A 25,193-nucleotide genomic window follows, 5' to 3' on the forward strand; every position below is an offset into this window, starting at 1 on the left:
AAGATCCATTCATCCACCGCCCCTGCGATACCGCACGACCGCCGGGTGGCGATCACGCCTGCCCGGAAGCACCCGCGCGCACACGAGGAGGAAAGGTTGATCAACGAACGATTGCATCGACGGCGATGGCGCCCGGTCAGGCTGGCACTGCCGGTCACGATGGCCACGGCCCTGGTGTTCGGCCAGGGCCTGTTCGCCCTGCCGGCGGCCGCCGCGCCGCAGGGTCTGCAGGCGCAGACGACGCCGTCGGTCCACGGCACCAAGGTGAAGGCGCAGGACCGGCCGGCGGACCTCTCGCAGGGCGCGGCGGCCGCGTCGGCGCCGGTGTGGCCGGCCGGGGGCACCGCGGTCGCGGACTCCGCGGTCGCCGGCGAGGCCAAGAAGGCCGGCGCGCTGCCCGTCTCCGTGGCCGGCTCCGGCAGCCGGACCAGGATCACGGTGCTGGACCGGCAGTCACTGCCGTCCCGCTGGAACGACAAGGTCCTCATGAAGGTTGAGCGGGCCGACGCGGGGGCGGCGACGAAGGCCGAGGTGAACCTCGACTACGGCAGCTTCGCCACCGCGTACGGCGGCGACTGGGCCTCCCGGCTGCGCCTCGTGGCGGTCCCGGACTGTGCGCTGAGCACGCCGGACCTGCCGCAGTGCGCGACGAAGCCGCTGCCGACCCGCAACGACACCAAGTCGAAGCGGCTCACGGCGACGGTCGACCTGCCGGCGGTCTCCACCATGGCGTCGCAGTCGGCGTCCGTCTCGTCGCCCAGCATGATGCTCGCCGCGGTGGCGGGGCCCTCGGGCTCGGCCGGCGACTACAAGGCGACCGGCCTGCAGGCGTCCTCGACCTGGTCGGCCGGGGGCAACAGCGGCGACTTCTCCTGGCAGTACCCGATGCGCAGCCCGCCCGCGCTGGGCGGACCGGCGCCGGTGGTGACGCTGGCGTACTCCTCGACGTCGGTCGACGGGCGCAGCGAGGCCACCAACAACCAGCCGTCCTGGATCGGTGAGGGCTTCGACTACCAGCCGGGCTTCGTCGAGCGCCGCTACAAGCAGTGCGTCGACGACAAGGGCGGGAACGCGAACAACACCACCGACTCGCCGGACCAGTGCTGGGGCACCGACAACGCGACGCTGTCGCTCAACGGCCGCTCCAACGAGCTCATCCGGGACGACGCCACCGGCACCTGGAAGCTCAAGAACGACGACGGCTCGAAGATCGAGCGGCTGAACGACACCGTCAACGGCGACAACGACAACGAGTACTGGAAGCTGACCAGCCCGGACGGCAACCAGTTCTTCTTCGGCCGTAACCGGCTGCCCGGGTACACCGGCACCGCGCCGGCGAACAAGGTCACCAACTCGGTGCAGACGGTCCCGGTCGCCGGCAACAACGTCGGCGAGCCCTGCCGGCAGAGCGGCTTCGTCGCCTCCTTCTGCAACCAGGCGTACCGCTGGAACCTCGACTACGTGCTCGACCCGCACGGCAACAGCATGTCGTTGTTCTACACGCAGGAGACGAACAAGTACGGCCGGAACCTCTCGGCCACCGACGTCGTCTCGTACTCCCGCGCGGCGTACCTCGACCACATCGACTACGGCACCGACAACCGCTCCGGCACCGACACCGAGAACACCTCGACGGCGGCGCCCGCCCGGGTCGTGTTCACCGCGGCCGACCGCTGCCTGTCCGCGTGCACCACGCACGACCAGGCGCACTGGCCGGACACGCCGTGGGACCAGGAGTGCACCGGCTCGCCGTGCACCGACAAGTTCGCGCCGACCTTCTGGACCACCAAGCGCCTCGGCGGCGTGACGATGAAGGTGTGGGACGCGGGCACCTCGCAGTACCGCGACACCGAGAGCTGGACGCTCACCCACAACTTCCCGGACCCGGGCGACGGCACGCGGGCCGGCCTGTGGCTCGAGTCCATCGTCCACAAGGGACTCGTCGGGGGCACCGCCGAGCTGCCGGAGGTCAACTTCGACTGGATCCAGAAGCCCAACCGGGTCGACACGTTCACCGACGGCAAGCCGGCGATGAACTGGATGCGGATGGGCACGATCTGGACCGAGACCGGCGCGAAGCTCGACATCCGCTACACCGAGCCCGACTGCGTGGTGGGCTCGCGGATGCCGGCCTCGCCGCAGAACAACACGCTGCGCTGCTACCCGGTCCTGGAGGAGCAGCAAGACAAGTCGATCAAGACGGAGTACTTCCACAAGTACCTCGTCACCAGCGTCGTGCAGGCCGACCGGCTCACCGGTGCACCGGACGTCGAGACGAGCTACGAGTACGTCGGCACGCCGGCCTACCGGCACACCGACGACGACGGGCTCACCAAGGACAAGCTGCGGACCTGGTCGGACTTCCGCGGCTACAGTCAGGTGAACACCCGCGTCGGGACGCCCGGCTCGGGCACCGAGACGCTGTCGGAGACGGTGTACTACCGGGGCATGCACGGGGACCTCAACGGATCCGGCGGCACCCGTTCGGTACAGCTGCCGGCGCTTGACCTCAACGGCGACGGGGACACCGTCGACGTCGCGGACGCGCCCGCGGTCAACGACGAGGACACGTTCGCGGGCCAGCCCCGCAAGACCACGGTCTTCAACGGCGTGGAGTCGGCCCCGATCTCGATCGAGGTCAACCAGCCCTGGCAGGGCCCGGTGACGGCGACGCGCAACATGGGCAGCACCACGGTGTACGCCCGGCCGGGCGCGCAGTCCGTCACGTGGGGCGCGATGAAGCAGTCCAACGGCGGCTGGCGGGTCACCCGGACCAACATCACCAGCGACAACTACGGCATGCCGATCAAGCGTGAGGACCTCGGCGACGTGGCGGTGAGCGGCGACGAGTCGTGCACCACGACGACGTACGTGCGCAACACCGCGGCGAACATCCTCAGCCTCGCCGGCACGGTGGAGAACTACGCGCTGCCGTGCGGGCAGAACCCGCAGAACGACGGCGACGTCGGCTCGATCATGCGGACCAGCTTCGACAACCAGGCCTACGGCGCGGCGCCGACGAAGGGCGAGACGACGAAGGTGGAGCGGGCCTCGGCCTGGTCGTCCTCCGGCGGCCCGGCCTGGATGACGGTCAGCACCAAGGCCTACGACCCCTACGGCCGCATCCTCGACGAGACCGACACCCGGGGCAACCACACGACGACGGCGTACACGCCGGCGACGGGCGGCCCGGTCACCCGGATCACCTCGACCAACCCGAACTCGTGGTCGTCGATCGACGACATCGAGCCGGCGTGGGGCGAGACGGTCGGCAAGACCGACGTCAACGGCAAGCGGACCGACCTGGTCTTCGACCCGCTGGGCCGGCTGACGCAGGTCTGGCTGCCCAACCGGGCCAAGGCCGCGAACCCGACCTCGCCGAACATGCAGTTCACCTACACGATCCGCAACAGCGGCGGGCCGAGCGCGATCACCACGCAGAAGCTCAACGCCAACGGCAACTACATGACCGAGTACGAGCTCTTCGACGGCCTGCTGCGCAGCCGGCAGACCCAGGTCCAGTCGACCGCCAACGGCAACGCCGGCACCGTCTTCACGGAGACGAAGTACGACGCGGCCGGCCGGGTGGGCGTCACCACGACCCACTTCGACGCGACCGTCCAGCCGTCGGCGAACCTGTTCACGATCCTGGACTGGCAGCCCAAGACGCTCAAGGAGACGCAGTACGACCGCGCCGGCCGGGCCGTCGTGGAGATCCAGAAGAACGGCGGCGTCGAGCTGTCCCGGATCACGACGACCTACAACGGCGAGAAGGTCTCGACGACCGCGCCGGCCGGGCAGACCTCGTTCACCAAGGTCAGCGACGCGCAGGGCCGCACGGTGCAGCTGCGGGAGTACCGCAACGCCGCCGACGTCGGCAGCGACACCCGCGCGCTGTACGACCTCGCCACCTACCACTACAACAAGAAGGGGCAGCAGGACAGCCTCACCGACAACGCCGGCAACGTCTGGACCTACGGCTTCGACTTCCTCGGCCGGCAGACCAGCTCGACCGACCCGGACAAGGGCGCCAGCTCGGCCACGTTCGACGCCGGCGGGCTCATGACGTCGATCACCGACGGGCGCGGGCAGACGCTCGCGTACACCTACGACACCATCGGCCGCAAGACGGGCGAGTACGCCGGCTCGCCGACCGGGACGAAGCTCGCGACTTGGGCCTACGACCCGACCGGTAACAAGGGCCAGCTCGCCTCGGCCAGCCGGTGGATCGGCACCGACGAGTACAAGGTGACCATCCGCGGGTACACGCCGCTGTACCAGTCGACCGGCGAGGACTTCGTGATCCCGACGTCGGTCACCGGGCTGGCCGGCACGTACTCGTTCACCCGGGCGTACAAGGTGGACGGCTCGCTGTCGACCATGTCCTACCCGAACGTGGGCGGCCTCGGCGCGGAGACGCTGACGTACACCTACGACGACGTCACCGGCCTGCCGGAGCAGCTCAAGACCAACGCGCCGGGCCTTGGCCAGTACGTGGCGAACTCCGACTACACCGCCTACGGCGAGCTGAGCTTCGTGCAGTTCCAGCTCACCGGCGGCAACTGGGTGCAGCGCGGGTTCACCTACGACGACGCGACCCGCAAGCTGGTCCGGGCGCAGACCGTCCGGCAGGTCAGCCCGCAGCCGGTGACCGACAGCCAGTACAGCCTCGACACCTCGGGCAACATCACGAAGCTCGTCGAGACGGGCGCGTCGGGCACCGACACCCAGTGCTTCGCCTACGACTACGTCCAGCGGCTCACCAACGCCTGGACGCCGACGAGCGGGGACTGCGCGCAGACCCGGTCGTCGAGCGCCCTCGGCGGGCCGGCGCCGTACTGGAAGGAGTGGAGCTTCGACGCCGTCGGCAGCCGCAAGACGCAGGTCACCCACGCCACGGCCGGCGACACGACGGAGACCTACAACTACAACGCCGCCGGCACCGCCCGGCCGCACGCCGTGCAGTCCGTGACCGTGAGCGGCCCGGGGGTCTCCCGGACCGACAACTACGGCTACGACCTGTCCGGCAACACCACCGGCCGGCCCGGCACGACCGGGGCGCAGACGCTCACCTGGGACACCGAGGGGCACCTGACCAAGGTCACCGAGGGCGGCAAGGACACCACCCACGTGTACACGGCGGACGGTGCCCGGCTGCTGAGCAGCGACTCGACCACCACCACGCTGTACCTGCCGGGCCAGGAGGTGCGGCGCAACAAGAGCACCGGCGCCGTCACCGCGACCCGGTACTACAGCTGGGCCGGCCAGGTCTGCGCGTCCATCACCACCGGCGGCCAGCTCACCTGGCTCGTCACGGACACGCAGGGCACCCAGCAGGTGGCCATCGCCTCGGGCAACCAGGCGCTGACCCAGCGGCGGCAGGACCCGTACGGCAACCTCCGGGGCACCCTGGTGGCCTGGCCGAACGCCAAGGGGTTCGTCGGCGGCGACACCGACGGCACCGGGCTCACCCACCTGGGTGCCCGGGACTACGACCCGAAGACCGGGCGCTTCATCAGCGTCGACCCGGTGTTCGACCCGGCGGTGACGCAGAGCTGGTCCGCGTACGTGTACGCCGGCAACAACCCGGTGACCCAGTCGGACCCGAGCGGCCTGTGCTGGCTGTGCGACAAGGCCAAGCAGACCTTCGCCGCGGCGTGGGTCAACACGGTCGACGTCGTCGGCCACGCGGTCGGCAACGAGCTGAAGAAGATCGACGACTTCGGCCAGAAGGTCCTGCCGGTCATCGACCGGGCCACCGAGCAGATGGGCGGCCCCATCGACGCGGCCTGGGACATGGTGCAGCAGAAGGCGACCGACTTCGCCGGCACGCCGAGCGATCCGACGGCCTGGCGACTGGGCTGGGAGTGGGCCACCGGCAACGGGCCGCACGACCGGGTCATGGAGGGCGAGGGCCGCTTCGTGCAGACGTACAAGCAGCACCAGCACTTCCAGGACACCCGGGCACAGGTGGCCGAAAAGATCAACTCCGGGGAGCTGAAGGAGGGAAGCCAGGGAGACAACTACTACAGCCTGGCCAACCCGCCGGAGGAGAGCCTCGGGAAGGTGGCCCGGGACTTCACGACCAACTCGGCCGTGGCGTTCCTCGGCTCGCACAACCTCCACTACACGGTGAAGGCCATCGACAAGGAGCACGGCACCGCGACCGTGGAGTTCGAGATCACCAACGACAGCACGATCAACTCGGCGACGCACACGTCGCCGGTGCTGGGCGGCTACAGCGACTGGTGGCAGGAGGAGATCGAGAAGCCGCTGAACCGGCGGTTCGGCGAGTCCGGCCCGATGTCGCGCAAAAAGCAGACGATCCGGTGGACGGAGACGATCGATCTGAAGAACCCGAAGCCGCCGTCGCCGCCGCCGTCCATCCCGCCGCTGCTCAACCCCGGCGGCGGGGGAAGCCGGTACGGCAGCTGCCGCCTGTGCTTCCTGTAGGCACGAGCGGATCCGTCCATTAGGTTGCTGCGGGCCGGCCCTCACCGGCCGGCCCGCGGCGAGCGCCAGGCATTGAACTTCGAAGGAGCAGATGGTGGACATGCGCAGGGCGGTAGCCGGGACCGTCGTCGGCCTGGCGTTGATCGCGACGGCGGGCTGCGACGAGAAGGTCAAGGAGGTGCCGGCGTCGTCGATCGTGGGCGTCTGGCGCAGCACCTGCGACGGCACGCTGACCGTCGCCGAGGGCGGCACCTTCACCGCGGAGTCGATCCGCACGGAGACCGAAGGCACCAAGGGAACCGGCCCGGGGACCTGGCGCATCGAGAAGAACGGCAGCACGAGCCCGTCGCCGGTCTCCCTCGATGTCAAGCTTGACGACAGCAACCAGTGGCTGAGCCTCTACTTCATCAAGCGCAAGGGCCAGCTCACGATGCTGCAGTACTTCGGCGACCCGGACAACAACGACACCTGCGTGTTCACCATGCGGCAGGGCTAGAGCCAGCCCTTGCGGACCGCCTCGGCACCGGCCTGGAACCGGCTGTCCACGCCGAGGCGGTCGGCGAGCTCGGCCACGATCCGGCGCACCGTGCGGGCGGACAGGCCGAGCTTGCGGCCCGCCGACTCGTCGGTGTGGCCGGCGTCGAGCAGCCGCAGCAGCGCCTGCTCCTGCGGGCTCAGGCCGCGCTCGTTGACCCGCGGCTTCTCCCCGAACGGCGTCGCGTAGTCCCACACCTGCTCGAACAGCAGGCACAGCGCGGCCACCGCGCCCTCGCTGCGGATCTCCAGCGCGCCGAGCTGCGGCCGGTCCGCCTCGATGGGGATCAGCGCGACCCTCCGGTCGACGATGATCATCCGCAGCGGGACCACCGGAACCGTGCGGCTGTGCCCGCCGAGCTCGGCCATCCACTTGGCGAACGCGAACATGGTCGGCTCGTTGCGGACGCTCTCCTGGTACACGTTGCGCATCGCCACGCCGCGCTCGAGGGCGTCCTGGTTGAGCGGGCGCCCCGCCTCGATCGCCTCCGCGGTGAGCTCGGAGCCCGCGGTGAAGGTCAGGCACTCCGTCGTCATCGTCCGCGAGAGCTCCACCAGCCGGTCACGCACCGCCAGGGTCTCCTCGATGCGCACGATCTCGTCGCGCCGCCGGTGGTGGTCGTGCTGGGCGGCGATCGCCGAGATCGTGACCCGGGTCAGCTCGATCTGCCGCTGCCGGTCGGCGAGCTCCGCCTCGGCCTGGGCAAGCAGGTCGATGAGGCCCGCCTGCGGGCTGACGACGTGCAGCGCGTCGGGGCCGCCCTGCCCGGCCCGCACGAGGGCCCGCTCGGCGAGCAGGTCGAGTGCCTGCCGGACGGTCCCCTCCGGCAGCCCGAGCGCGCCGACCAGCTCGTCGACGCCCCATAGGGGCTGCTTCAGCATGGCGAGATAGACGGACTCGGCCTCCGCCGTCAGCCCGACGGATTCGAGCATCTGTCCCTCCGTTGTCGCACCCTGGCGCGGCTCATTGTGCAGGAACGGTCCCGTCGCTGCGAAGAGGGAAGATCGTATATGGCCTGAAACGGCCACGCCGGATCTGGCCAATTCAGTGGTGCTGACATCACGCTGCGCGACCTGCACGCTGGACCCCGCAAGGTTCTTCACGGGGAGGTAGAGATGATGGTGCGTGACGGAATGACCTGGCCGGCTGGGTGCCGCGCCCGGGGGTGAGGCTGGCCTCCCATGCTGATGTCGATGTTCAACCTGACGCCCGCCGGGCCGGTCGGCCCGGTGTCGGCGGGGGCGGTCGTCGACCTGTTGTGGCTCCACGTGGCGGCGCCGGACGGCATCAAGCACATTCATGCCCGCTCCGGTCCCGCCGGCGTCGACGTGGTGATGTTTACCGTCGCGTCGGACCAGGGCATCGCCGACGTCATTGCCCGCACCGTGTGCCGGAGGGCGCTGTCGTCGACCCCCGCCCTGCGCGGCTGGCGACTACTCTGACGGGCGAGTGCCCTGGCCCGCGAGGAGGAACCGGTGGCTTCGTGGGATGCGGGTGACCGGCTGCGGCCGGCCGGGGCGGCGCTGCTCGCCGCGCTGCTCGTCGCCATCGCGGTCCGGCTCACGGCGTGGTACTCCAGCGGTTTCGTCTTCGGCCCGGCACTTGGCGGCCTGACGCTGCCGATCGTCGCGGCGATCGATGGCAAGGCGGACTACGTGGTCCCGGCCGTGGGCCTCGTCGAGCTGGCCGCGGTGGCGGCGCCGGCGGTGGTGACCACGAGCGCCGCCATCCGGCTGCTGCTCGGCCTCCCGATGGCGACCCGGCGCCTGTCGGCGCTCTGCCGGACGCTGCTCGGGGCGGGCGGGCTGCATCTGCTGAGCGTGCTCGCCGCGCTGCCCGTCCTGGGGCTGAAGGTGCCGGTGGCCGCGGTCCTGGCGTTCGGGGCGCTCTCGCTGCTCGCGATGGCGCTGGTCGTCGCCGTCCAGCGGGCCGCGGCGCGCACGGTCACGGTGCGCTAGGCCCGTCGAGATCGACCAGCCGCCAGCCTTCGAGGTCGGGGCGCTCCGCCAGCGCGCGGCGGCACAGGTCGTGCGCGGCGCGCGAGGCGATCTCCCGCGCCGGCGCCAGACAGAACATTCCCAGGTGTACCGCGACGGCGCCGGTCCGCACGCTCACGTGCTCCAGCCCGTCCGCGGCCGTCGCCGCCTGCCGCACCGATCGGGCGATGCGATCCGGCCGGAGCTCCGGCGACCGCGCCGCCGAGGTGGGCGCGATCGCCAGGCTGATCAGGAACATCGGTCAGTCCCAGATCCAGCCGTCGGGGTACGGGGGCGGCGGCGGGGGCGTCGGGCTGACGCCGGTGTTCACCCGGACGGTCGAGCCGGGATCGGTGGCGCCCGCGGACTGCATCGCGAGGAACGCCGCGAGGGCGACCAGCACGGCGAGCAGGACACCGGCTCGCTGGACGGAAAAAGACATGGCTTCGCCCCTGTTCGAAAGCATTGGTTGGGTTTGCGCCGTATCCCGGCGGCGATGTCTAGCTTTCCCGGCCGCCGGGCCCGCGGGAAGGCGAATGACCTGGCCCCTTCGGGGCTGGCCTGATCCGGTCAGAACCGTTGCGCCGCGGCGAACGATCTTGAGACGATCCCGCCGTCGATGGCGGTCAGGGGGAGGGCCGACGTGCTGGAGTATCTCGGGCTCAACACCACGGCGGAGGGTGTGTACCGGCTCATGCTGAGCCGGCCGGACCTCGGGGTCGCCGAGCTGGCCGCCGAGCTCGGCATGGGCACGGCGGACGTCCGCTCGGCCCTCGACGAGCTGTTCGAGCTGTCACTGCTGCGCGAGTCCGTCGAGCGGGAGGGGCACCTCCGCCCGGTGAGCCCCGCCGTCGGGCTCCAGCTGCTGCTCGCCCGCCAGCAGGCGGAGCTGGACCAGCGCCGGCAGCGCATCGCCGAGGGGCAGGCGGCCGTCGCGGCGATCGTCGCCGAGTTCGCCGGCAGCCCCGCGAGCGCGGCGGCGGAGGTCGAGCGGGTGCTCGGGATGGACACCATCATGCAGCGGCTGGAGGAGCTGGCCGCCTCGGCGCGGGTCGAGGCGCTGAGCATCACGCCCGGGGTGCAGTCGGCGGCGGCGATCGCGGCAGCGCTGCGCACCAACGCCGATCTGCTGGCGCGGGGCGTCACCATCCGCACGGCGATGCAGGACTCGGCGCGCAACGACCGGCCGACGCTCGCCTACGCGCAGAGCCTGACCGACGCCGGCGCCGAGGTGCGCTCCGCGCCGCTGCTGCCGCCGCGGATGCTCATCGCCGACCGGGGGACGGCGATCGTCCCGGTGGACCCGGCGAACACCCGGGTCGGAGTGCTCGTGCTCACCGGCCGCGGGGTGGTGGCCGCGCTCGTCGCGCTGTTCGAGCAGGTGTGGGCGACGGCGGTACCGCTGGGGGCCGCCCGGACCCGAGACCGCAACGGCGTCAGCCCGCAGGAGCGCGAGCTGCTGGGGCTGCTCGGGCAGGGGCACACGGACGAGTCGGCGGCCAAGCGGCTCGGCGTGTCCGAGCGGACCGCGCGCCGCATCATGGCCGACCTGATGGAACGGCTGGGCGCGCGGAGCCGCTTCGAGGCGGGCCTGCTCGCGGTCAAGGAAGGCTGGCTGTAGCAGAACAGCGGCACCGCCCGGAGCCGACCGAAAAGATCAACTCCGGGCGGTCGCCGGTCTAGCCGTTGAGCAGCTGCCGTGCCATGACGATGCGCTGGACCTGGTTGGTGCCCTCGTAGATCTGAGTGATCTTGGCGTCGCGCATCATGCGCTCCAAGGGGAAGTCCTTGGTGTAGCCGTAGCCGCCCAGGAGCTGCACGGCGTCGGTGGTGACCGACATGGCGACGTCGGAGGCGAAGCACTTGGCGGCGGCGCCGAAATAGGTCAGGTCGGCGTCGCCGCGCTCCGACTTGGCCGCGGCCGCGTAGGTGAGCTGGCGGGCGGCCTCCAGCTTCATGCCCATGTCGGCCAGCATGAACTGGATGCCCTGGAAGTCAGCGATGGCCTTGCCGAACTGCTTGCGCTCCTGCACGTAGCCCAGCGCGAAGTCGAGCGCACCCTGCGCGATGCCCAGCGCCTGGGCGGCGATGGTGACCCGGGTGTGGTCCAGCGTCCGCATCGCGGTGCCGAAGCCGGTGCCCGGCTCGCCGATGATGCGGTCCGCGGGGATGCGGACGTTGTCGAGGTACACCTCGCGGGTCGGGCTTCCCTTGATGCCGAGCTTCTTCTCCGGCGCCCCGAAGCTCACCCCCGGATCGGACTTCTCCACCACGAACGCCGAGATGCCGCGGGAGCGGGCGGCCGGGTCTGTGACAGCAAACACGGTGTAGTACTCGCTGACACCCGCGTTGGTGATCCATCGCTTGACGCCGTTGAGGACCCACGCGTCGCCGTCGAGCTCGGCGCGGGTCTTCATGCCGGCCGCGTCGCTGCCGGCGTCCGGCTCGGACAGGCAGTAGGAGAACATCGCCTCCCCGCGGGCGACCGGCGCGAGGTAGCGGCGTTTGAGTTCGTCGGACGCGGACAGCAGCAGCGGCATGGTGCCAAGCTTGTTGACCGCCGGGATCAGCGACGAGGAGGCGCAGGCGCGTGCGACTTCTTCGATGACGATGGCCGTGGCCAGGGCGTCCGCGCCGGCGCCGCCGTACTCGGCGGGGATGTGCGGAGCGTGGAAGTCCGAGGCCCGCAGCGCGTCGTACGAGGCCTGGGGGAACTCGCCCGTTTCATCCGCGGCCGCGGCGTTCGGCGCCACCTTGCCGTCACAGACCGCGCGCACGGCCTCGCGCACCGCCACGTGCTCCTCCGGCAGCTGATAGACCTCGAACACGCTCTTCCCCCTCGTCCCATGGCCCCTGAACTGCCGTTCAGTGGCGACTACGATGTGAGCATACCGACGAGTAACGAAACGGCCGGAGGCGCAGGGGCGGCCAAGGGTCTATCCTCGCCCTGGCGACGTCGGCCCGACCCACCAGGACGGGTTGCCGGCGCGGAATCCCGATCGAGCGGAGACAAAGGCGTGACCATCGCGTACCCGAGCACCCCACCCGTCGTAGCCCCGCCGTCTGGCGCCGCCCGGCCTCGGCTGACCTTCCTGGGCACCGGCTACCTTGGCGCGACCTACGCGATCTGCTTCGCGGAGCTCGGCTACGAGGTGCTGGGCTTCGACATCGACGAAGCGAAGATCGCGAAGCTCGCCGGCGGCGACGTGCCCATCCACGAGCCCGGCCTGGACGAGCTGCTGCGCAAGAACCTCTCGGCCGGACGTCTGCGTTTCACGACGTCCTACGAGGAGGTCGGCGAGTTCGGCGACATCCACTTCATCTGCGTCGGCACCCCGCAGCGCCCGGACGGCATGGCCGCCGACCTCTCGCACGTCGAGAGCGCCGTGGTCAACCTCGCTCCGCACCTGAGCCGCAAGGCGCTCATCGTCGGCAAGTCGACCGTGCCGGTCGGCACCGCCGAGTGGATCGAGGGCCTCGTCGAGCGGCACGCCGCCGCCGACCTCGGCGTCGAGGTGGCCTGGAGCCCCGAGTTCCTGCAGGAGGGCGTGGCCGTCGAGGACGTGCTGCGGCCCAACCGCGTCATCTTCGGCATCAAGTCGGAGTGGGCGATGGGCATGCTCTACGCCGCCCACAAGGGCGTGTTCGACCTCGCGCTCACCGAGGACCGCGAGGTCCCGGTCGTGGTCACCGACTTCGCCACCGCCGAGCTGGTGAAGGTCGCCGCCAACGCGTTCCTGGCCACCAAGATCTCCTTCATCAACGCCATGGCCGAGGTCTGCGAGGCGGCGGGCGCCGACGTGACCCAGCTGGCCCGCTCCATCGGCTACGACGCCCGCATCGGCAACAAGTTCCTGCGCGCCGGCGTGGGCTTCGGCGGCGGCTGCCTGCCCAAGGACATCCGCGCCTTCCAGGCCCGCGCCCAGGAGCTCGGCGTCGGCGAGGCGCTGCGCTTCCTGCACGAGGTGGACCTGATCAACCAGCGCCGCCGGCAGAAGATCGTCCAGCTCTCGGCCGAGCTGCTCGGCCGCGGCTACGGCCCGGCCGGCCCGGACCTGGGCGGCACCCGGATCACCGTGCTGGGCGCCACCTTCAAGCCCAACTCCGACGACGTGCGCGACTCGCCGGCCCTCTCGGTGGTGCGCAAGCTCGCCCGCTCGGGCGCCGAGGTCACCGTGTACGACCCGGAGGGCATGGACAGCGCCCGCAACGACGTGCCGGACGTCTCCTACGCCAAGACCCTCACCGACGCCGTCACCGGCGCCGATCTGGTTTGCGTCCTCACCGAGTGGGAAGAGTTCCGCAACGCCGACCCGGCGAGCCTCGCGCCGCTCGTCGCGGCCAAGAAGGTCATCGACGGCCGGAACTGCCTCGACCAGTCCGTGTGGGTGGCCGGCGGCTGGGAATACCGTGGCATGGGGCGCCCGGTCGTCTCGTAGGGCCCCCTGTTTTTCATAGCGGAAACGCCCGAAGGGGCGGTTCGCTTTCATCGACCGCCGAAACAAGGCATTCTTCCCAGTAAGGCGTGAACGGCCGGGGTATCCACCGTGGTATCCCGGCCGAAAGCTCCGGGGGAGGAGTGGCGTGGAGACCTATCCGTGCCCGGCGTGCGGGGGGCCGGCCACCGAGGCAACGGGTTGCCAGAACTGCGGCCGGCCGCACGATCCGGACGCGGCGGCGCTCGCCCTGTTCCAGCGCACGGCCGCGGCCCTGGAGCAGAAGAAGCGCAACCTCACCGACGAGACCCAGGCGCTGCGCAAGCAGCTCGCGCACACCACCGCCCAGCGCGACAACCTGCGGCGCAAGGTCCGGGCGTCGCTGGAGGCCGAGCAGGGGGCCAAGGCCAAGCGGCCGCTGCGGGGCCGGTCCAAGGAGACGCCGCCGCCCGCGGCCATCGCGCCGACGAGCCAAAAGCCACAGACAGAGCCGCATCGGTACTCCCCGAGGGCGCCCCAACCGATCGAGAGCGGCCACGCCCCGGGCGTGCCGGAGGGCGGCCCGTCGCACGCGGTGCTCGCCCCCGATCGGCCGGACGAGCGCCCCGGTGCGCGGCCCGGCCCGGCCCGTCTCCCGCAGATGCGCCGGCCGCCCCGCGACGGCGGCACGGCCCCCGGCGCCGACCAGCCCGAGGCGACGCAGAGCAGCATGCAGGCCTCCGTGCTGGCCCTGGGCGGACTCCTGCTGGCCGGCGCGGCGATCGTGCTCACCCTCGATGCGTTCGGCACGGTCGGCACCTTCGGCCGGGTCGTGTCCCTGACCGCTATCACCGCGATCGCGCTCGCCCTGCCCCTGGTGCTCGTCCGGCGTGGGCTGAGCGCCACCGCCGAGACCGTCGCGTCCGTCGCCCTGCTGCTCGTGCTGCTCGACGGCTACGTGGTGCGCTCCGAGAAGCTGCTCGGCGCCGACCGGCCGCAGTTCAGCACCTACCTGGGCATCGTGTGCCTGGCCACGGCGGGCATCGCCGCCGTGTACAGCATGCAGAGCCACCTCATCGCGTCCCGCTACGCCACCCTGCTCGCGCTGCAGCCGGTCCTGCCGCTGCTCGCCCTGGACGCCATTCACGGCCCGACCGGCTGGTCGATGGCCCTGTCCGGGGTGGCGCTGATCGACCTCGCCTTCGCCATCGGGCTCAAGCAGTCGATCGCCCGGCGGGTCGCGGCCCACCAGGAGAACGCCGCCGCCGAGGACGAGCCGGCCCACACCGGCCGCACGAACCGCATCGCCGACGGGTTGATGGCCCGCCTCGCCTGGGGCCTGTTCGCCGTCGCCGCCTCCCTCTCGCTGCTCTGCGCCTCCATCGGGCTGGCCCAGACCGACCAGCGCATGGCGACGCTGCAGGCCGCCGTGGCGATGCTCGTCGCCGCCGCGCTCGGCGTCGGCGGGGCGCTGGCCTGGCGTCGCGGCGCGCTGCCCGACATCGCCGCCGGCATCGCCACCGGCGCGGTGGTCGTCGCCATCGCGCGGGTCGGCACCGTGTGGCTGCCCGGCTCGACGCCGCTGTTCCTCGCCCTGGCGGTGACGGTCGCCGCGGCCGGGGTGCCGTTCCTGCCGGCCGACGCCCGGCGCGGGCCCCGCTACGCCGTGTCGGTGTCGGCCGCCGGGGCCGCGCTGCTGGTGCTGGTGCGGGCGTTGCCCGGGATCGCCGCCCCGATCCGCGCCGGCTTCCCGGTCTGGCATGCCGATCTGAGCCGGTACACCGCGCGCGTGCACGAGGCGGTCGGCCCGGACGGGTGGCAGTACGTCATCGCGGTCCTCCTGCTGACCGGCGCCGGCGTGCTGATGCTCAGCGGCCGCACCGACCGGGTCGCGGTGCCGCTGCGCCCAGGCTGGAGCCCCTCGATCGCCCCCGAGGCGCTGCGCGCCGACGTCGCCGTGGTGGGCGCCGCCCTGGCCCTGCTCGTCGCGCCCGCCGCGCTCGGCCTGAGCTGGCTGGCCGCCCCGGCCCTGACGGTGAGCGCGGCCATCGCGGCCGGGGCGCTCGCCCTGCGGGTCCGGGAGGCGCACACCGCCTGGGCCTGCCTCACCGCCGCGGCGATCCTGGGCACGTACGCGGCCGCGGCCAGCCTCGGCCGCCCCGCCGCCACCGCGATCACCCTCATCGCGATCACCGTGGCCGGCGGCGCGATCGCCATGCTGCCCAGCCCGCACCAGACCGACGGCAACCGGCTGGCGGCGACCCGGCGGGTCACCGACTCCGCGGCCGGCGGCGCGGTCTTCGCCCTGCCCGGCGCGGCCGCCTCCTCCGCCGCGATCGCCTTCGGCGGCCTGCCCGGCGGCGCCACCGTCGTGCTGGTGCTGAGCTACCTGGCCCTCGCGGTGAGCCTCGGCATCGCCGCGCTCACCCAGGTCGCCCGGGGCGAGGCCGCCCAGCCCAGCCGGCCGCTGCTGGGCGGGGCCACCGCCGGCGCGGTCGCGGTCGGCATCGCCGCCGTCGTCGCCGACGGCGCCACCACGATCGACCTGGTCATCGGCGTGCTCATGCTGGTCGCCGCGGCCATGCTGTGGCTCGCGCCGCGGATGGACGACCGGCGGACCTTCGGCATCACCTTCAGCGGCGCCGACGCGGCCGCCGCCGCCGTGACGATCGCCGCCGTCGGCGCGGTCGCCCGGGCCGTGTCCCTGGCCGCCTCCGGCATCGAGGTCGTGACCCTCGCGCTGCTGGTCTTCATCGTCGCCGTCGCCGCCCGGACGCTGCCGGCCGAGTGGCGCCGCGGCCCGGTCGCGGGCGCCGCCATGGTCGGCGTCGGCACCGGCCTCTACGCCGGCGCCCTGTCGGTGATCGGCGGCATCGGGGTGGTCCGCGCGGCCGACCCGGCCTGGCACGCCGACCTCGGCGCGGGGTGGTTCGCCGCCGCGCGGAGCCTGGCCGACTTCGGCTGGCAGGTGCCGATCGCCCTGCTGCTGCTCGCGGGCGCGGCGGCGATCGCGCTCCCGCAGCCGTACGGCGACGACACCGCCTCGGCCGCCGTCGTGCTGGCCACGCTCGGCGCGCCCGTCGGCCTCGGCCTGGGCTGGGCCGCGCCGATGGTGATCGGATGGGCGGCGGCCACCGGCGTCGCCGTCTGGGCGAGCTTCGCCCGCAGCTGGCGCGGCGCCTACACCCGGCTGGGCGCGGCCCTCGTGGCCGGCGCCTTCGCGGCCGCCGCGAGCCTGGTGCGACCGGGCGCGACCGCGGGCACCCTGGCCGCCCTCGGCGTCAGCGGCGCCTTCGTGGCCGCCCTGGCCCGCTCGATCGCCCAGCGCCGCGGGGTCTCCGAGACCGACGAGGACGGCGGACCGCTGACCGTGGTCGGCGGCGTCGGCGTGGCCGGCGCGCTGTTCGCGTTCGCCGGGGCGGCCGCGGCGACGGCCGGCAGCCTGCACCCGGACCGCGCGAGCATCATCCTCATCGCCGCCCTGGCCACGAGCGCCGTCGGGCTGGCCGCCGCCGGCGTCGCGGCCCTGCAGGCGCCCGGGTACCTGCCGTACATCAGCGCCGGCGTCGCCGTCGGGGCCACCACGACCGCCGTCGCCGCGCTCTTCGTCCAGCGCGACGGCGCCGTGGTCTACGCCGCCGCGGCCGCCCTGCTCGCGGTGCTCGCCGAGCTGCTGCGGGCCAACGGCCACCGCCCGGGCGAGCCCGAGCCGGTCCGCGGCTTCCGGCCGGACCGGGCCGCCCGCCAGCAGGGCCAGTGGGAACAGTCCCGCATCCCGCGCAACTTCGCCTTCGGCGTGGCCGGGGCCGCCGGCGTGCCGGCCGCGATCGTGGTGATCTTCCTGGCGCCGGCGCTGCTGGCCGCGCTCGCCGCGCCGTACCGCTGGACCGCACAGCCCTGGACCGGCACCGAGCAGACCGCGGCGGATCTGGGGGAGCTCGGGAAGTACGCCGGAAACAGCACCCATGTCCTGGGCGCCTTCCTGCTGACCGTCGCGGGCGCCCTGATGGCGGTCGGCCTGGGCGGCAGCGGCCAGGCGATGGCCAACCGGGCCGTGGCGATCGTCGTGCCCGGCGTCGCGCTGACCCTGCTGATCGCCCCGGCCGCGCTCGCCGCCCCGTGGCCGGTCCAGCCGACCCTGGCCCTGATCGTGGCCACCATCGCCGGCCTCGGCCTGGCCCTGACCGTGCCGCCGCCCGCGGCCAGCCCCGACGGCCGCCTCATGATCGGCGCCCGGCGCCTGGTGTTCGGCATCGCGGTGCTCGCCGCCGGGGCGGGCGGCGCGGGCAGCCTGGCCACCAAGACCCAGACCCTGACCTGGCTGGCCGGCTCGGTCGTGGTCGGCGCCATCGGCGGCATCTGGGGCAAGACGGCGACCGCGCGCATGCTCGGCTGGCACGTCGCCGCCTCGACCGCCGAGGGCTTCGCCATCGCCGCCGGGCTGGCGGCCGGCCTCGGCCTGAAGCAGTGCGCCTTCCCGCTGCTCATCGTGGCCACCGCGCTGCTGGTGCTGGGCGCCGCGCTCCCTCGCCTGCGCCCGAGCGACTCCATCAACCGCGAGGCGCTGACGATCGAGGCTGCCGGGTACGCCGGCGCCGCCATCGCGGTGCTGCTCACCCTCGGCTCCGCGGCCCACACCGCCGCCGCCCTGACCGCCGTCGGCGCGGTGCTCGGCCTGTCCGCCGCGCGCAAGGGCCGCAGCGCGCGGCACCGCACGATCCTCGTCATCGCCGCCTCCATCGCCGAGCTGCTGGCCATCTGGCTGCTGCTCATCACGGTGCGGGTGGCCCTGCCCGAGGCCTACACCCTGCCCTTCGCCGCGCTCGCCCTGATCACCGGCCTGATCGAGATCCGCCACCGGCCCGAGCTGGGCAGCTGGCTCGCGTACGGCCCCGCGCTGGTCGCCGGCTTCGCCCCGAGCCTGGTCATCGCCGTGGCCCAGCCGGGCACCCCGGAGCTGCGCCGTGTCCTGCTGATCCTGGCGGGCGTCATCACCGTGGCCATCGGCGCGGTCCGGCAGCAGAAGGCGCCGGTCGCGGTGGGCGCGGCGGTCACGGTGATCGCGACGGTGAACGAGCTGTTCCGCATCGGCATGCCGCTGTGGATGATGCTGCTGCTGTTCACGGGCACCGGCGTGCTGCTGATCAGCCTGGGCGCCACCTACGAGCAGCGCCAGCGCCTGGACCGGCTGCGGGGCGCCTACCGCGGCATGCGCTGAGCTGGGAAAACGAAAAATCCCGCCACTTCATGGCAGGATTTTTCGGACTTATGCCCTGGCCCGGTAAATAGCGGGGTTTGTGGGCGTTGGGCTCAGTTCTCCAGGGCCTTGCGCATGGACGGGTCGTAGGAGCCGCCCTTGACGCCCAGCATGACGTTCAGGCGGTTGGCGGCGTTGATCATCGAGATCAGGCTGACGAGGACGATGAGCTGGTCCTCGTCGAAGTGCTTCGCCGCCCGCTCCCACACCTCGTCGGACACGCCGCCGTGGGCGTCGGCCAGCCGGGTGCCCTCCTCGGTCAGGGCCAGCGCGGCCCGCTCGGCCTCGGTGAAGACGGCCGACTCGCGCCAGGCGGCGACCTGGTACAGGCGCAGCGGGGTCTCGCCGGCCGCCACCGCCTCCTTGGTGTGCATGTCGATGCAGGCGGCGCAGCCGTTGATCTGGCTGGCCCGCAGCGAGACCAGCTCCTGGATCGACTTCGGCAGCGACGACTCCTCGATCAGCAGGTTGATGCCGTAGAACCGCTTGGCGATCTTGCCGCCGACCGGGTTGGCCATGGGGTTGATTCGGGGTTCCATCACTGCTCCTTCGTAGGCGTGTCCCTTACGCCCATGGAGATGCCGCCGCCCCGGCCCCTGTGACACCGCGGCGATGTGGCGGCGATCACCGGCGGACCGGCTCACGGCCGGGCGCGGGGTCTCGTCCTGGTGGCGAAGGACTGGGACACCCACGAAGGAGCGGTCATGGAAAACACCGACGTCGTCGTGCTCGGGGCCGGATACGCCGGGCTGATGGCGGCCCTCGGCGCCGCGCGGCGCACCCGCCGGCTCGGGGGCCGGGTCACCCTGGTGAACCCGTCCGAGCGGTTCACCGAGCGGCTGCGCATGCACCAGGTCGCGAGCGGGCAGGCGCTCGCCGAACACCGGATCCCCGACCTGGTCGCCGGGGCGGGGATCGAGTTCGTACAGGGGTGGGCCGAGCGGCTCGACCCCGCGCGCAAGGTCGTGGTCGTCGGCGGGCGCGAGCTGCGGTACGACATCGCGGTCCTCGCCATCGGCAGCGTCGCCGACACCGGCGCCGTGCCGGGGGCCGCCGAGCACGCCTTCACGCTGGACGGTCCCGACGCCGCGGGCCGGCTCGCCGAGCGGGTGGCGGGCGCGCCGAGCGTCGTGGTCGTCGGGGGCGGGCTGACCGGCGTGGAGGCGGCGAGCGAGATCGCCGAGCGGCACCCGGGCCGGCCGATCCTGCTGCTCAGCCGGGACGTGCCGGGCGCGACGATGTCCGCACCGGCGCGGGCCTACCTCGACGGGGCGCTGGCCCGGCTCGGCGTGCGGGTGCGGGCCGGCGTCGACGTGGTCGAGGTCCGCGAGGACGGCGTGACGCTGGCGGGCGGCGAGGTCGTGCCGGCCGGCGTGGTGGTGTGGACCACCGGCTTCACGGCACCGCCGCTGGCCCGCGAGGCCGGGCTGGCCGTCGACGGGCACGGGCGGGTGCTGGTCGACGCGACGCTGCGCTCGGTCTCGCACCCGGACGTGTACGCGGCCGGGGACTCGGCCGCCATCCGGCAGTCCTGGGGGATGATCCACGGCACCTGCCAGAGCGGCATCCCGGCCGGCGCCTACGTCGGGCAGGCCATCGCCCGGCACCTGCGCGGCCGTCGCGCCAAGCCATTCCGGTTCGGGTACATCCACCAGCACGTCTCGCTCGGCCGCAGCGACGCGATCGTGCAGTTCACCCGCCCCGACGACTCGCCCCGGCGGCTCTTCCTGACCGGGCGGGCGGCGGTGCGCTACAAGGAGGCGGTGATCAGCAGCCCGCCGCCCGTCTACCGGCTCTCCCGGCGGGTCGCGCTGCCGGCCTCGCTGTTCGTGCTCCCGGCCGGCCGGTGAGCGGTCTCCAGCTGCTCCAGCACCCAGCGGGCCCAGTCGCGCTGCAGCTCGTAGTACCGCCGGCCGAACTCGGCGGCGAAGCGGGCGTAGCCGTGCGGCTGGCCCGCCGGGGTGGCCGCCTCGATCTGCTCGATGGCGTGGTCGAGGCCGGTCACCCGCTCGCCGCTGGACTCGGCCATCCGCTCGGTCAGCACGCGCACGTCCGGCAGGTCGAGCGAGGACAGCATGAACAGCCGCAGCACGAACTCGTTGCGCGGCGGGGTGTCGCCGACGGGGCTGAACATCCAGCGGCGCAGCTCGGTGCGGCCCGCGTCGGTCACGCCGTAGACCTTGCTGCCCCGGGAGCCCTCGTCGACGACCTCGATCAGGCCGTCCGCCGTCATGCGCTTGAGCTCCGGATAGATCTGGCTGTGCCCGGCGTTCCAGGCGTGGCCCGACAGCGTCTCCTCGAAGCGCTTCGTGAGGTCGTAGCCGTTCTGCGGGGTGTCCGCGAGCAGGCCTAGGAGGGCGTGGCGAAGAGACATGCCCGAAGTCTAACCAGTCGACTTTTACATGTCGACCTTGACATGACGATATTGACATGTCGAAGTCGACATGTCAGGGTTGGCATATGGATGACGACGAGCACTCGTACGCCGCGCCGGTGGCCGACGAGATCGAGGCGCGTGATCTCGTGGTCGACGGGGCGCTGCCTCTCGAGCTAACCGGGCGGTACTTCCGCAACGGTCCGAACCCGCGGCCCGGCGACTTCGCGCCGCACTGGTTCCTCGGCCGCGGCATGATCCACGGGGTGCGGCTGCGCGACGGGCGCGCCGAGTGGTACCGCAACCGCTGGATCGACGCCGAGGGCCGACCCAACACGTCGGTCCTGGACCACGCCGGCCGGCTCTTCGCGCTCGTCGAGAACGCGCTGCCGGTCGAGATCGACCGCGAGCTGGGCGTGCTCGGCCCGTGCGACTTCGGCGGCCGGCTCACCACGGCGATGACGGCGCACCCGAAGGAGGACCCGGACACCGGGGACCTGCATTTCTTCGGCTACAGTGCGCTGCCGCCGTTCCTGACCTACCACCGGCTCGGCGCCGCCGGCCGGCTCGTCGAGAGCCGCGAGATCGAGGTGCCCGGCCCGACGATGATGCACGACTTCGCCATCACCGAGCACCACGTGGTGTGGCTGGACCTCCCCGTCGTGTTCGACCGGGATCTGCTGGGCAGGACCATGCCGTACCGCTGGAGCGACTCCTACGGCGCCCGGATCGGCGTCATGCCGAAGGTGGGCGGACAGGTGCAGTGGTTCGAGGTCGAGCCCTGCTACGTGTTCCACGTCGGCAACGCCAGCGAGGATGCGGCCGGGCGGGTCGTGCTCGACGCCGTGCGTTACGCCCGCCCGGCCTGGATGGCGACGTGGGCCGGGATCGGCGGGGCGGCCGAGGGGGACGCCAACGCCACCACCCGGCTCTACCGCTGGACCCTCGACCCGGCCACCGGCTCGGTCGCCGAGGAGGAGCGCGACGACCGGCCGGTGGAGTTCCCGACGCTCAACGACGCGCGGACCGGCCGTCCCAACCGGTACCTCTACGCGGTGTCGGGCGACGCCATCGTGAAGTACGACGACGCCGGCCCCACCCAGACCGACGCCCTCGGCGCCGGCTGGCACGTCGGCGAGGCGGTGTTCGTGCCGGCGCTGCAGGCCGCGGACCCCGCCGAGGACCACGGCTGGCTGGTCTCGATCGCCACCCATGACCGCCCCGGGGTCGCCTCCCGGCTGCTCGTGCACGACGCCACCGACGTGGGCGCTGGCCCCGTCGCCACTGTCCACCTCCCGCGCCGGGTGCCGGCGGGGTTCCACGGCCGCTGGATCGGAGACGCGCGATGAACAAGACCCCCGGCTTCCTCGCCATTTTGTCGTCCCTGCTGTGGGACGTCGGCCTGTCGCTGGCCGCCTACTTCGTCGCGCACTGGCTCGGGGCGAGCGACTACGTCGCCCTGCTGGCCGGCTCCGTCGCCGCGCTCGCCCGGGTGCTGTACGTCGCCGTCCGCAGCCGCAAGTTCGACGTCTTCGCCGCCGTCATGCTCGGCGTGTTCCTGGTCGGCCTGGGCCTGTCGTTCCTGACCGGCAGCGCGAAGTTCCTGCTGGTCAAGGAGTCCTTCGGCACCGGCACCGCCGGCCTGGCCTTCATCGGCTCGTGCTTCATCGGCCGCCCGCTGATCTACCACGCCGCCCTGCGCATGCAGCAGGGCGACCCGGCCAGGGCGGCCGAGTTCGAGCGGAAGTGGACCGACCTGCCGCAGTTCCGGCGCAGCTTCCGCATCATGTCGGCGGTGTGGGGCGGCGGCCTGCTGCTCGACGCGATCGTGCGCGTCCCGCTGGTGCTGGCGCTGTCCACGTCGGCCGCCGTCACCGCCTCCACCGTGCTGTTCATCGCCGTGATGGTGCTACTGGCGCTGTGGAACGTGCGGTTCGTCAAGTCGATCCAGGCTCGCGCCGCCGTTCAGGCCTGACGACGCTTCCCGGGCCGGCTTCGTCCGCAGCAGCAGCGCCGGCAGCAGCGCGAGGGCGGCGGCGCCGACGGCCCACCAGGCGGTCGCGCCGAAGGCGTGGCCCAGGTCGGCCACCGAGCGCGCGCCGGCCGCGTTGCGCTGCAGGGTCACCGCCAGGATGGCCACCCCGAACGAGCCGCCGACCTGCTGGAAGACCCGCACCGCGGTGGTCGCGTGGGGCATCGCCGAGGGCGGCAGCTCGCCGTAGACGCCGGCCTGGGCCGGGACGAGCATCGCGCCGAAGCCGGCGCCGCCGAGCAGGACCAGCGGGGCGAGCACCCACTGGCTGGTATCGGCGGACAGCCGGGTCAGCCCGAGCGCCACGACGAGCAGCAGGATGCCGCCGGTGACGGCGACCGGGCGCAGGCCCACCCGCTCCGTCAGCTTGCCGGCCAGCGTCAGCGAGAGGGCCGAGCCGATGCCGTTGGGGGCGAGCAGGAGGCCGGCGTGCAGTGGACTGAAGCCGTGGACCTGTTGGTAGTACAGCGGGATCAGCAGCAACGTCCCGAGCAGCGCGACCATCGCGAGGAACATCAGCAGGCTCGACGCGGCGAAGTTGCGGTCGCGGAACAGTCGCAGGTCCACCACGGGCTCGCGGGTGCGCAGCGCGTGCACGACGAACGCCACCAGCAGCGCGAGCCCGGTGGCCAGCGACAGCAGCGTGACGGATGAGCCGAACCCGCCGCTGGTGCCCGCCCGCGAGAAGCTCCAGACGATGCCGACCAGCGCAGGAGACAGCAGGGCCAGGCCGAGCGCGTCGAGGCGGGCCGGCCGCTCGATCCGCTCGACCGGGATGACCCGCGCCGCCGCCCAGGCCGCGAGCAGGCAGATCGGCAGGTTGATCAGGAAGATCCAGCGCCAGCCGGGGCCTTCGACCAGCACGCCGCCGAGCATCGGGCCGAGCACCGGCCCGAGCAGCAGCGGGGCGCCGACCAGGGCCATCACCGCGCCGAGCTGCTGACGCCCGGCCCGGCGCACCAGGATCGTCTGGAACAGCGGCATGAGCATGCCGCCGCCGAGGCCCTGCACCACCCGCATGGCGATGAGGCTGCCCGCCGACCAGGCCAGGCCGCACAGCACCGAGCCGAGGGTGAACAGCGCCAGCGAGGTGAGCCAGGCCGTGCGGGCGCCGAACCGGTCGATCGCCCAGCCGGCCACCGGGATCACCGCAGACATCGCGAGCAGGTAGGCCGCGCTGACCCACTGCACGGTGCCGAGGTCGGCGTGGAAGTCGCGCCGGAAGCTCTCCAGCGCGATGTTGACCATCGTGGAGTCCATCTGGACCAGGAACACGCCCAGCAGGATCGCGCCGACCAGCGCCAGCAGATCCCGGGGCAGCTTCTCCGCCATCGCCCACTCCTTCGTACGGTGTATCGGGTGTTCGTACACCGTATCGTCAATCCGTACACCGATACAATCGGGCGCATGACGGAGGCCCGCGGACCGCTGTGGACCCGCCCGGCGGCGAGCAAGCCGGAGCGGCTGACCCGCGAGGCGGTGGTCGCGACCGCGGTGGCCATCGCCGACGCGGAGGGGCTCGACGCCGTGTCGGTGCGCCGGATCGCGGCGGAGCTGCAGGCCCGGCCGATGACGCTCTACTCGTTCTTCAAGCGCAAGGACGACCTGATCGACCTGATGCTCGACCACGTGCTGGGCGAGATGCTGGTGACCGAGCCGCTGCCGGAGGACTGGCGCGAGGCGCTGGGTGCGGTCCTGCACCGCCAGCTCCAGGTCGGCCGGCGGCACATGTGGATGATGGGCGTGCTCGGGGCCCGGGCGCCGATCGGCCCGAACGCCGCCCGCCACGCCGAGCAGTCCCATGCCGCCATCGCCGGGCTGGGCCTGCCCCCGGCCCGGGCGGTCCGCCTGCTGCGGGTCGTCGACACGTACCTGTGGGGCTTCGCCACCCTCGCCAACCAGGAACTGGCCGCCCGGCAGCGCGACGCCATCACCGAGCAGGAGTGGCAGCAGTCCACCGACGCGTACTTCGCCGAGCTCACCGCCGGCGGCGAGTTCCCGCGCCTGGCCGAGGCCGGCCGGCACGGCCTGCTGCGCGGCGACACCGACGTCTGGATCGCCGAGTTCGACGAGGGCCTGCAGTGGATCCTCGAAGGCTTCGCGGCCGCGCAGGAGCGAAACAGTTAGCTCATCTCGTCCGGCGGGTTGCCG

The 25,193-nt window shown here is 72.5% G+C and carries 18 protein-coding genes; 11 read left to right on the top strand and 7 right to left on the bottom strand.

Features of this window, described 5'->3' with window-relative positions; all coding sequences use genetic code 11:
* The first annotated feature begins 159 nt into the window (after positions 1 to 159).
* Together ABD352_RS52550 and ABD352_RS52555 are read left to right on the top strand one after the other, a co-directional pair.
* Complete coding sequence (locus ABD352_RS52550) at positions 160 to 6,453, top strand: RHS repeat domain-containing protein (RefSeq protein ID WP_344620204.1); 6,294 nt, start codon at positions 160 to 162, stop codon at positions 6,451 to 6,453.
* 100 nt (positions 6,454 to 6,553) lie between these two features.
* Positions 6,554 to 6,949 (top strand): hypothetical protein, encoded by a 396-nt coding sequence (locus ABD352_RS52555; RefSeq protein WP_344620205.1) that lies wholly within the window; start codon positions 6,554 to 6,556, stop codon positions 6,947 to 6,949.
* Here ABD352_RS52555 and ABD352_RS52560 read toward each other — a convergent pair.
* The gene (locus ABD352_RS52560; RefSeq protein WP_344620206.1) at positions 6,946 to 7,920 is read right to left on the bottom strand and encodes a helix-turn-helix transcriptional regulator; all 975 of its coding nucleotides are present in this window, start codon (positions 7,918 to 7,920) and stop codon (positions 6,946 to 6,948) included. The genes ABD352_RS52555 and ABD352_RS52560 overlap by 4 nt on opposite strands.
* 261 nt (positions 7,921 to 8,181) lie before the next feature.
* Between ABD352_RS52560 and ABD352_RS52565 the strand changes: the two genes are divergently transcribed.
* Complete coding sequence (locus ABD352_RS52565; RefSeq protein ID WP_344620207.1) at positions 8,182 to 8,430, top strand: hypothetical protein; 249 nt, start codon at positions 8,182 to 8,184, stop codon at positions 8,428 to 8,430.
* Positions 8,431 to 8,463: 33 nt separating this feature from the next.
* A complete protein-coding gene (locus tag ABD352_RS52570; protein WP_344620208.1) occupies positions 8,464 to 8,946 on the top strand; it encodes a hypothetical protein in 483 nt (160 codons plus the stop codon).
* Here the strand turns inward: ABD352_RS52570 and ABD352_RS52575 are convergent.
* A complete protein-coding gene (locus tag ABD352_RS52575; RefSeq protein WP_344620209.1) occupies positions 8,933 to 9,223 on the bottom strand; it encodes a hypothetical protein in 291 nt (96 codons plus the stop codon). The genes ABD352_RS52570 and ABD352_RS52575 overlap by 14 nt on opposite strands.
* A 3-nt stretch (positions 9,224 to 9,226) precedes the next feature.
* Positions 9,227 to 9,406, bottom strand: coding sequence for a hypothetical protein (locus tag ABD352_RS52580; protein WP_344620210.1), 180 nt, complete (start codon positions 9,404 to 9,406; stop codon positions 9,227 to 9,229).
* 201 nt (positions 9,407 to 9,607) lie between these two features.
* Here ABD352_RS52580 and ABD352_RS52585 point away from each other — a divergent pair, with 201 nt between their 5' ends.
* Positions 9,608 to 10,585: a LuxR C-terminal-related transcriptional regulator gene (locus ABD352_RS52585; protein WP_344620211.1), complete on the top strand. Its 978-nt coding sequence runs from the start codon at positions 9,608 to 9,610 to the stop codon at positions 10,583 to 10,585.
* Between the two features lie 58 nt (positions 10,586 to 10,643).
* Here the strand turns inward: ABD352_RS52585 and ABD352_RS52590 are convergent, their stop codons facing one another.
* Positions 10,644 to 11,792 (bottom strand): acyl-CoA dehydrogenase family protein, encoded by a 1,149-nt coding sequence (locus ABD352_RS52590; protein ID WP_344620212.1) that lies wholly within the window; start codon positions 11,790 to 11,792, stop codon positions 10,644 to 10,646.
* 189 nt (positions 11,793 to 11,981) lie between these two features.
* On the opposite strand from ABD352_RS52590, the gene ABD352_RS52595 reads away from it, so the two are divergent.
* Both ABD352_RS52595 and ABD352_RS52600 read left to right on the top strand, forming a co-directional pair.
* The gene (locus ABD352_RS52595; RefSeq protein WP_344620213.1) at positions 11,982 to 13,403 is read left to right on the top strand and encodes a UDP-glucose dehydrogenase family protein; all 1,422 of its coding nucleotides are present in this window, start codon (positions 11,982 to 11,984) and stop codon (positions 13,401 to 13,403) included.
* 145 nt (positions 13,404 to 13,548) lie between these two features.
* Positions 13,549 to 18,597 (top strand): SCO7613 C-terminal domain-containing membrane protein, encoded by a 5,049-nt coding sequence (locus tag ABD352_RS52600; protein WP_344620214.1) that lies wholly within the window; start codon positions 13,549 to 13,551, stop codon positions 18,595 to 18,597.
* A gap of 92 nt (positions 18,598 to 18,689) precedes the next feature.
* Here the strand turns inward: ABD352_RS52600 and ABD352_RS52605 are convergent, their stop codons facing one another.
* Complete coding sequence (locus tag ABD352_RS52605) at positions 18,690 to 19,175, bottom strand: carboxymuconolactone decarboxylase family protein (protein WP_344620215.1); 486 nt, start codon at positions 19,173 to 19,175, stop codon at positions 18,690 to 18,692.
* 165 nt (positions 19,176 to 19,340) lie between these two features.
* Between ABD352_RS52605 and ABD352_RS52610 the strand changes: the two genes are divergently transcribed.
* Entirely contained in the window at positions 19,341 to 20,486 is a 1,146-nt protein-coding gene (locus tag ABD352_RS52610; protein ID WP_344620216.1) for an NAD(P)/FAD-dependent oxidoreductase, read from the top strand.
* Here ABD352_RS52610 and ABD352_RS52615 read toward each other — a convergent pair.
* Complete coding sequence (locus tag ABD352_RS52615) at positions 20,423 to 21,010, bottom strand: PadR family transcriptional regulator (RefSeq protein WP_344620217.1); 588 nt, start codon at positions 21,008 to 21,010, stop codon at positions 20,423 to 20,425. The two genes, ABD352_RS52610 and ABD352_RS52615, sit on opposite strands and share 64 nt — an antisense overlap.
* An 86-nt stretch (positions 21,011 to 21,096) precedes the next feature.
* Between ABD352_RS52615 and ABD352_RS52620 the strand changes: the two genes are divergently transcribed.
* Positions 21,097 to 22,359 carry a carotenoid oxygenase family protein gene (locus ABD352_RS52620; RefSeq protein ID WP_344620218.1) on the top strand — a complete coding sequence of 421 codons (1,263 nt, stop codon included), beginning with the start codon at positions 21,097 to 21,099 and terminating at the stop codon, positions 22,357 to 22,359.
* A complete protein-coding gene (locus tag ABD352_RS52625; protein ID WP_344620219.1) occupies positions 22,356 to 22,985 on the top strand; it encodes a VC0807 family protein in 630 nt (209 codons plus the stop codon). Before ABD352_RS52620 ends, ABD352_RS52625 begins: the two co-directional genes overlap by 4 nt.
* Here the strand turns inward: ABD352_RS52625 and ABD352_RS52630 are convergent.
* Positions 22,920 to 24,374: an MDR family MFS transporter gene (locus ABD352_RS52630; RefSeq protein WP_344620220.1), complete on the bottom strand. Its 1,455-nt coding sequence runs from the start codon at positions 24,372 to 24,374 to the stop codon at positions 22,920 to 22,922. The two genes, ABD352_RS52625 and ABD352_RS52630, sit on opposite strands and share 66 nt — an antisense overlap.
* A gap of 75 nt (positions 24,375 to 24,449) precedes the next feature.
* Here ABD352_RS52630 and ABD352_RS52635 point away from each other — a divergent pair, with 75 nt between their 5' ends.
* Positions 24,450 to 25,169, top strand: a complete 720-nt coding sequence (locus ABD352_RS52635) for a TetR/AcrR family transcriptional regulator C-terminal domain-containing protein (protein ID WP_344620221.1) — start codon at positions 24,450 to 24,452, stop codon at positions 25,167 to 25,169.
* Positions 25,170 to 25,193 lie beyond the last annotated feature (24 nt).

The organism is Dactylosporangium salmoneum, assembly GCF_039532525.1.
GTDB classification, from domain to species: Bacteria; Actinomycetota; Actinomycetes; order Mycobacteriales; family Micromonosporaceae; genus Dactylosporangium; species Dactylosporangium salmoneum.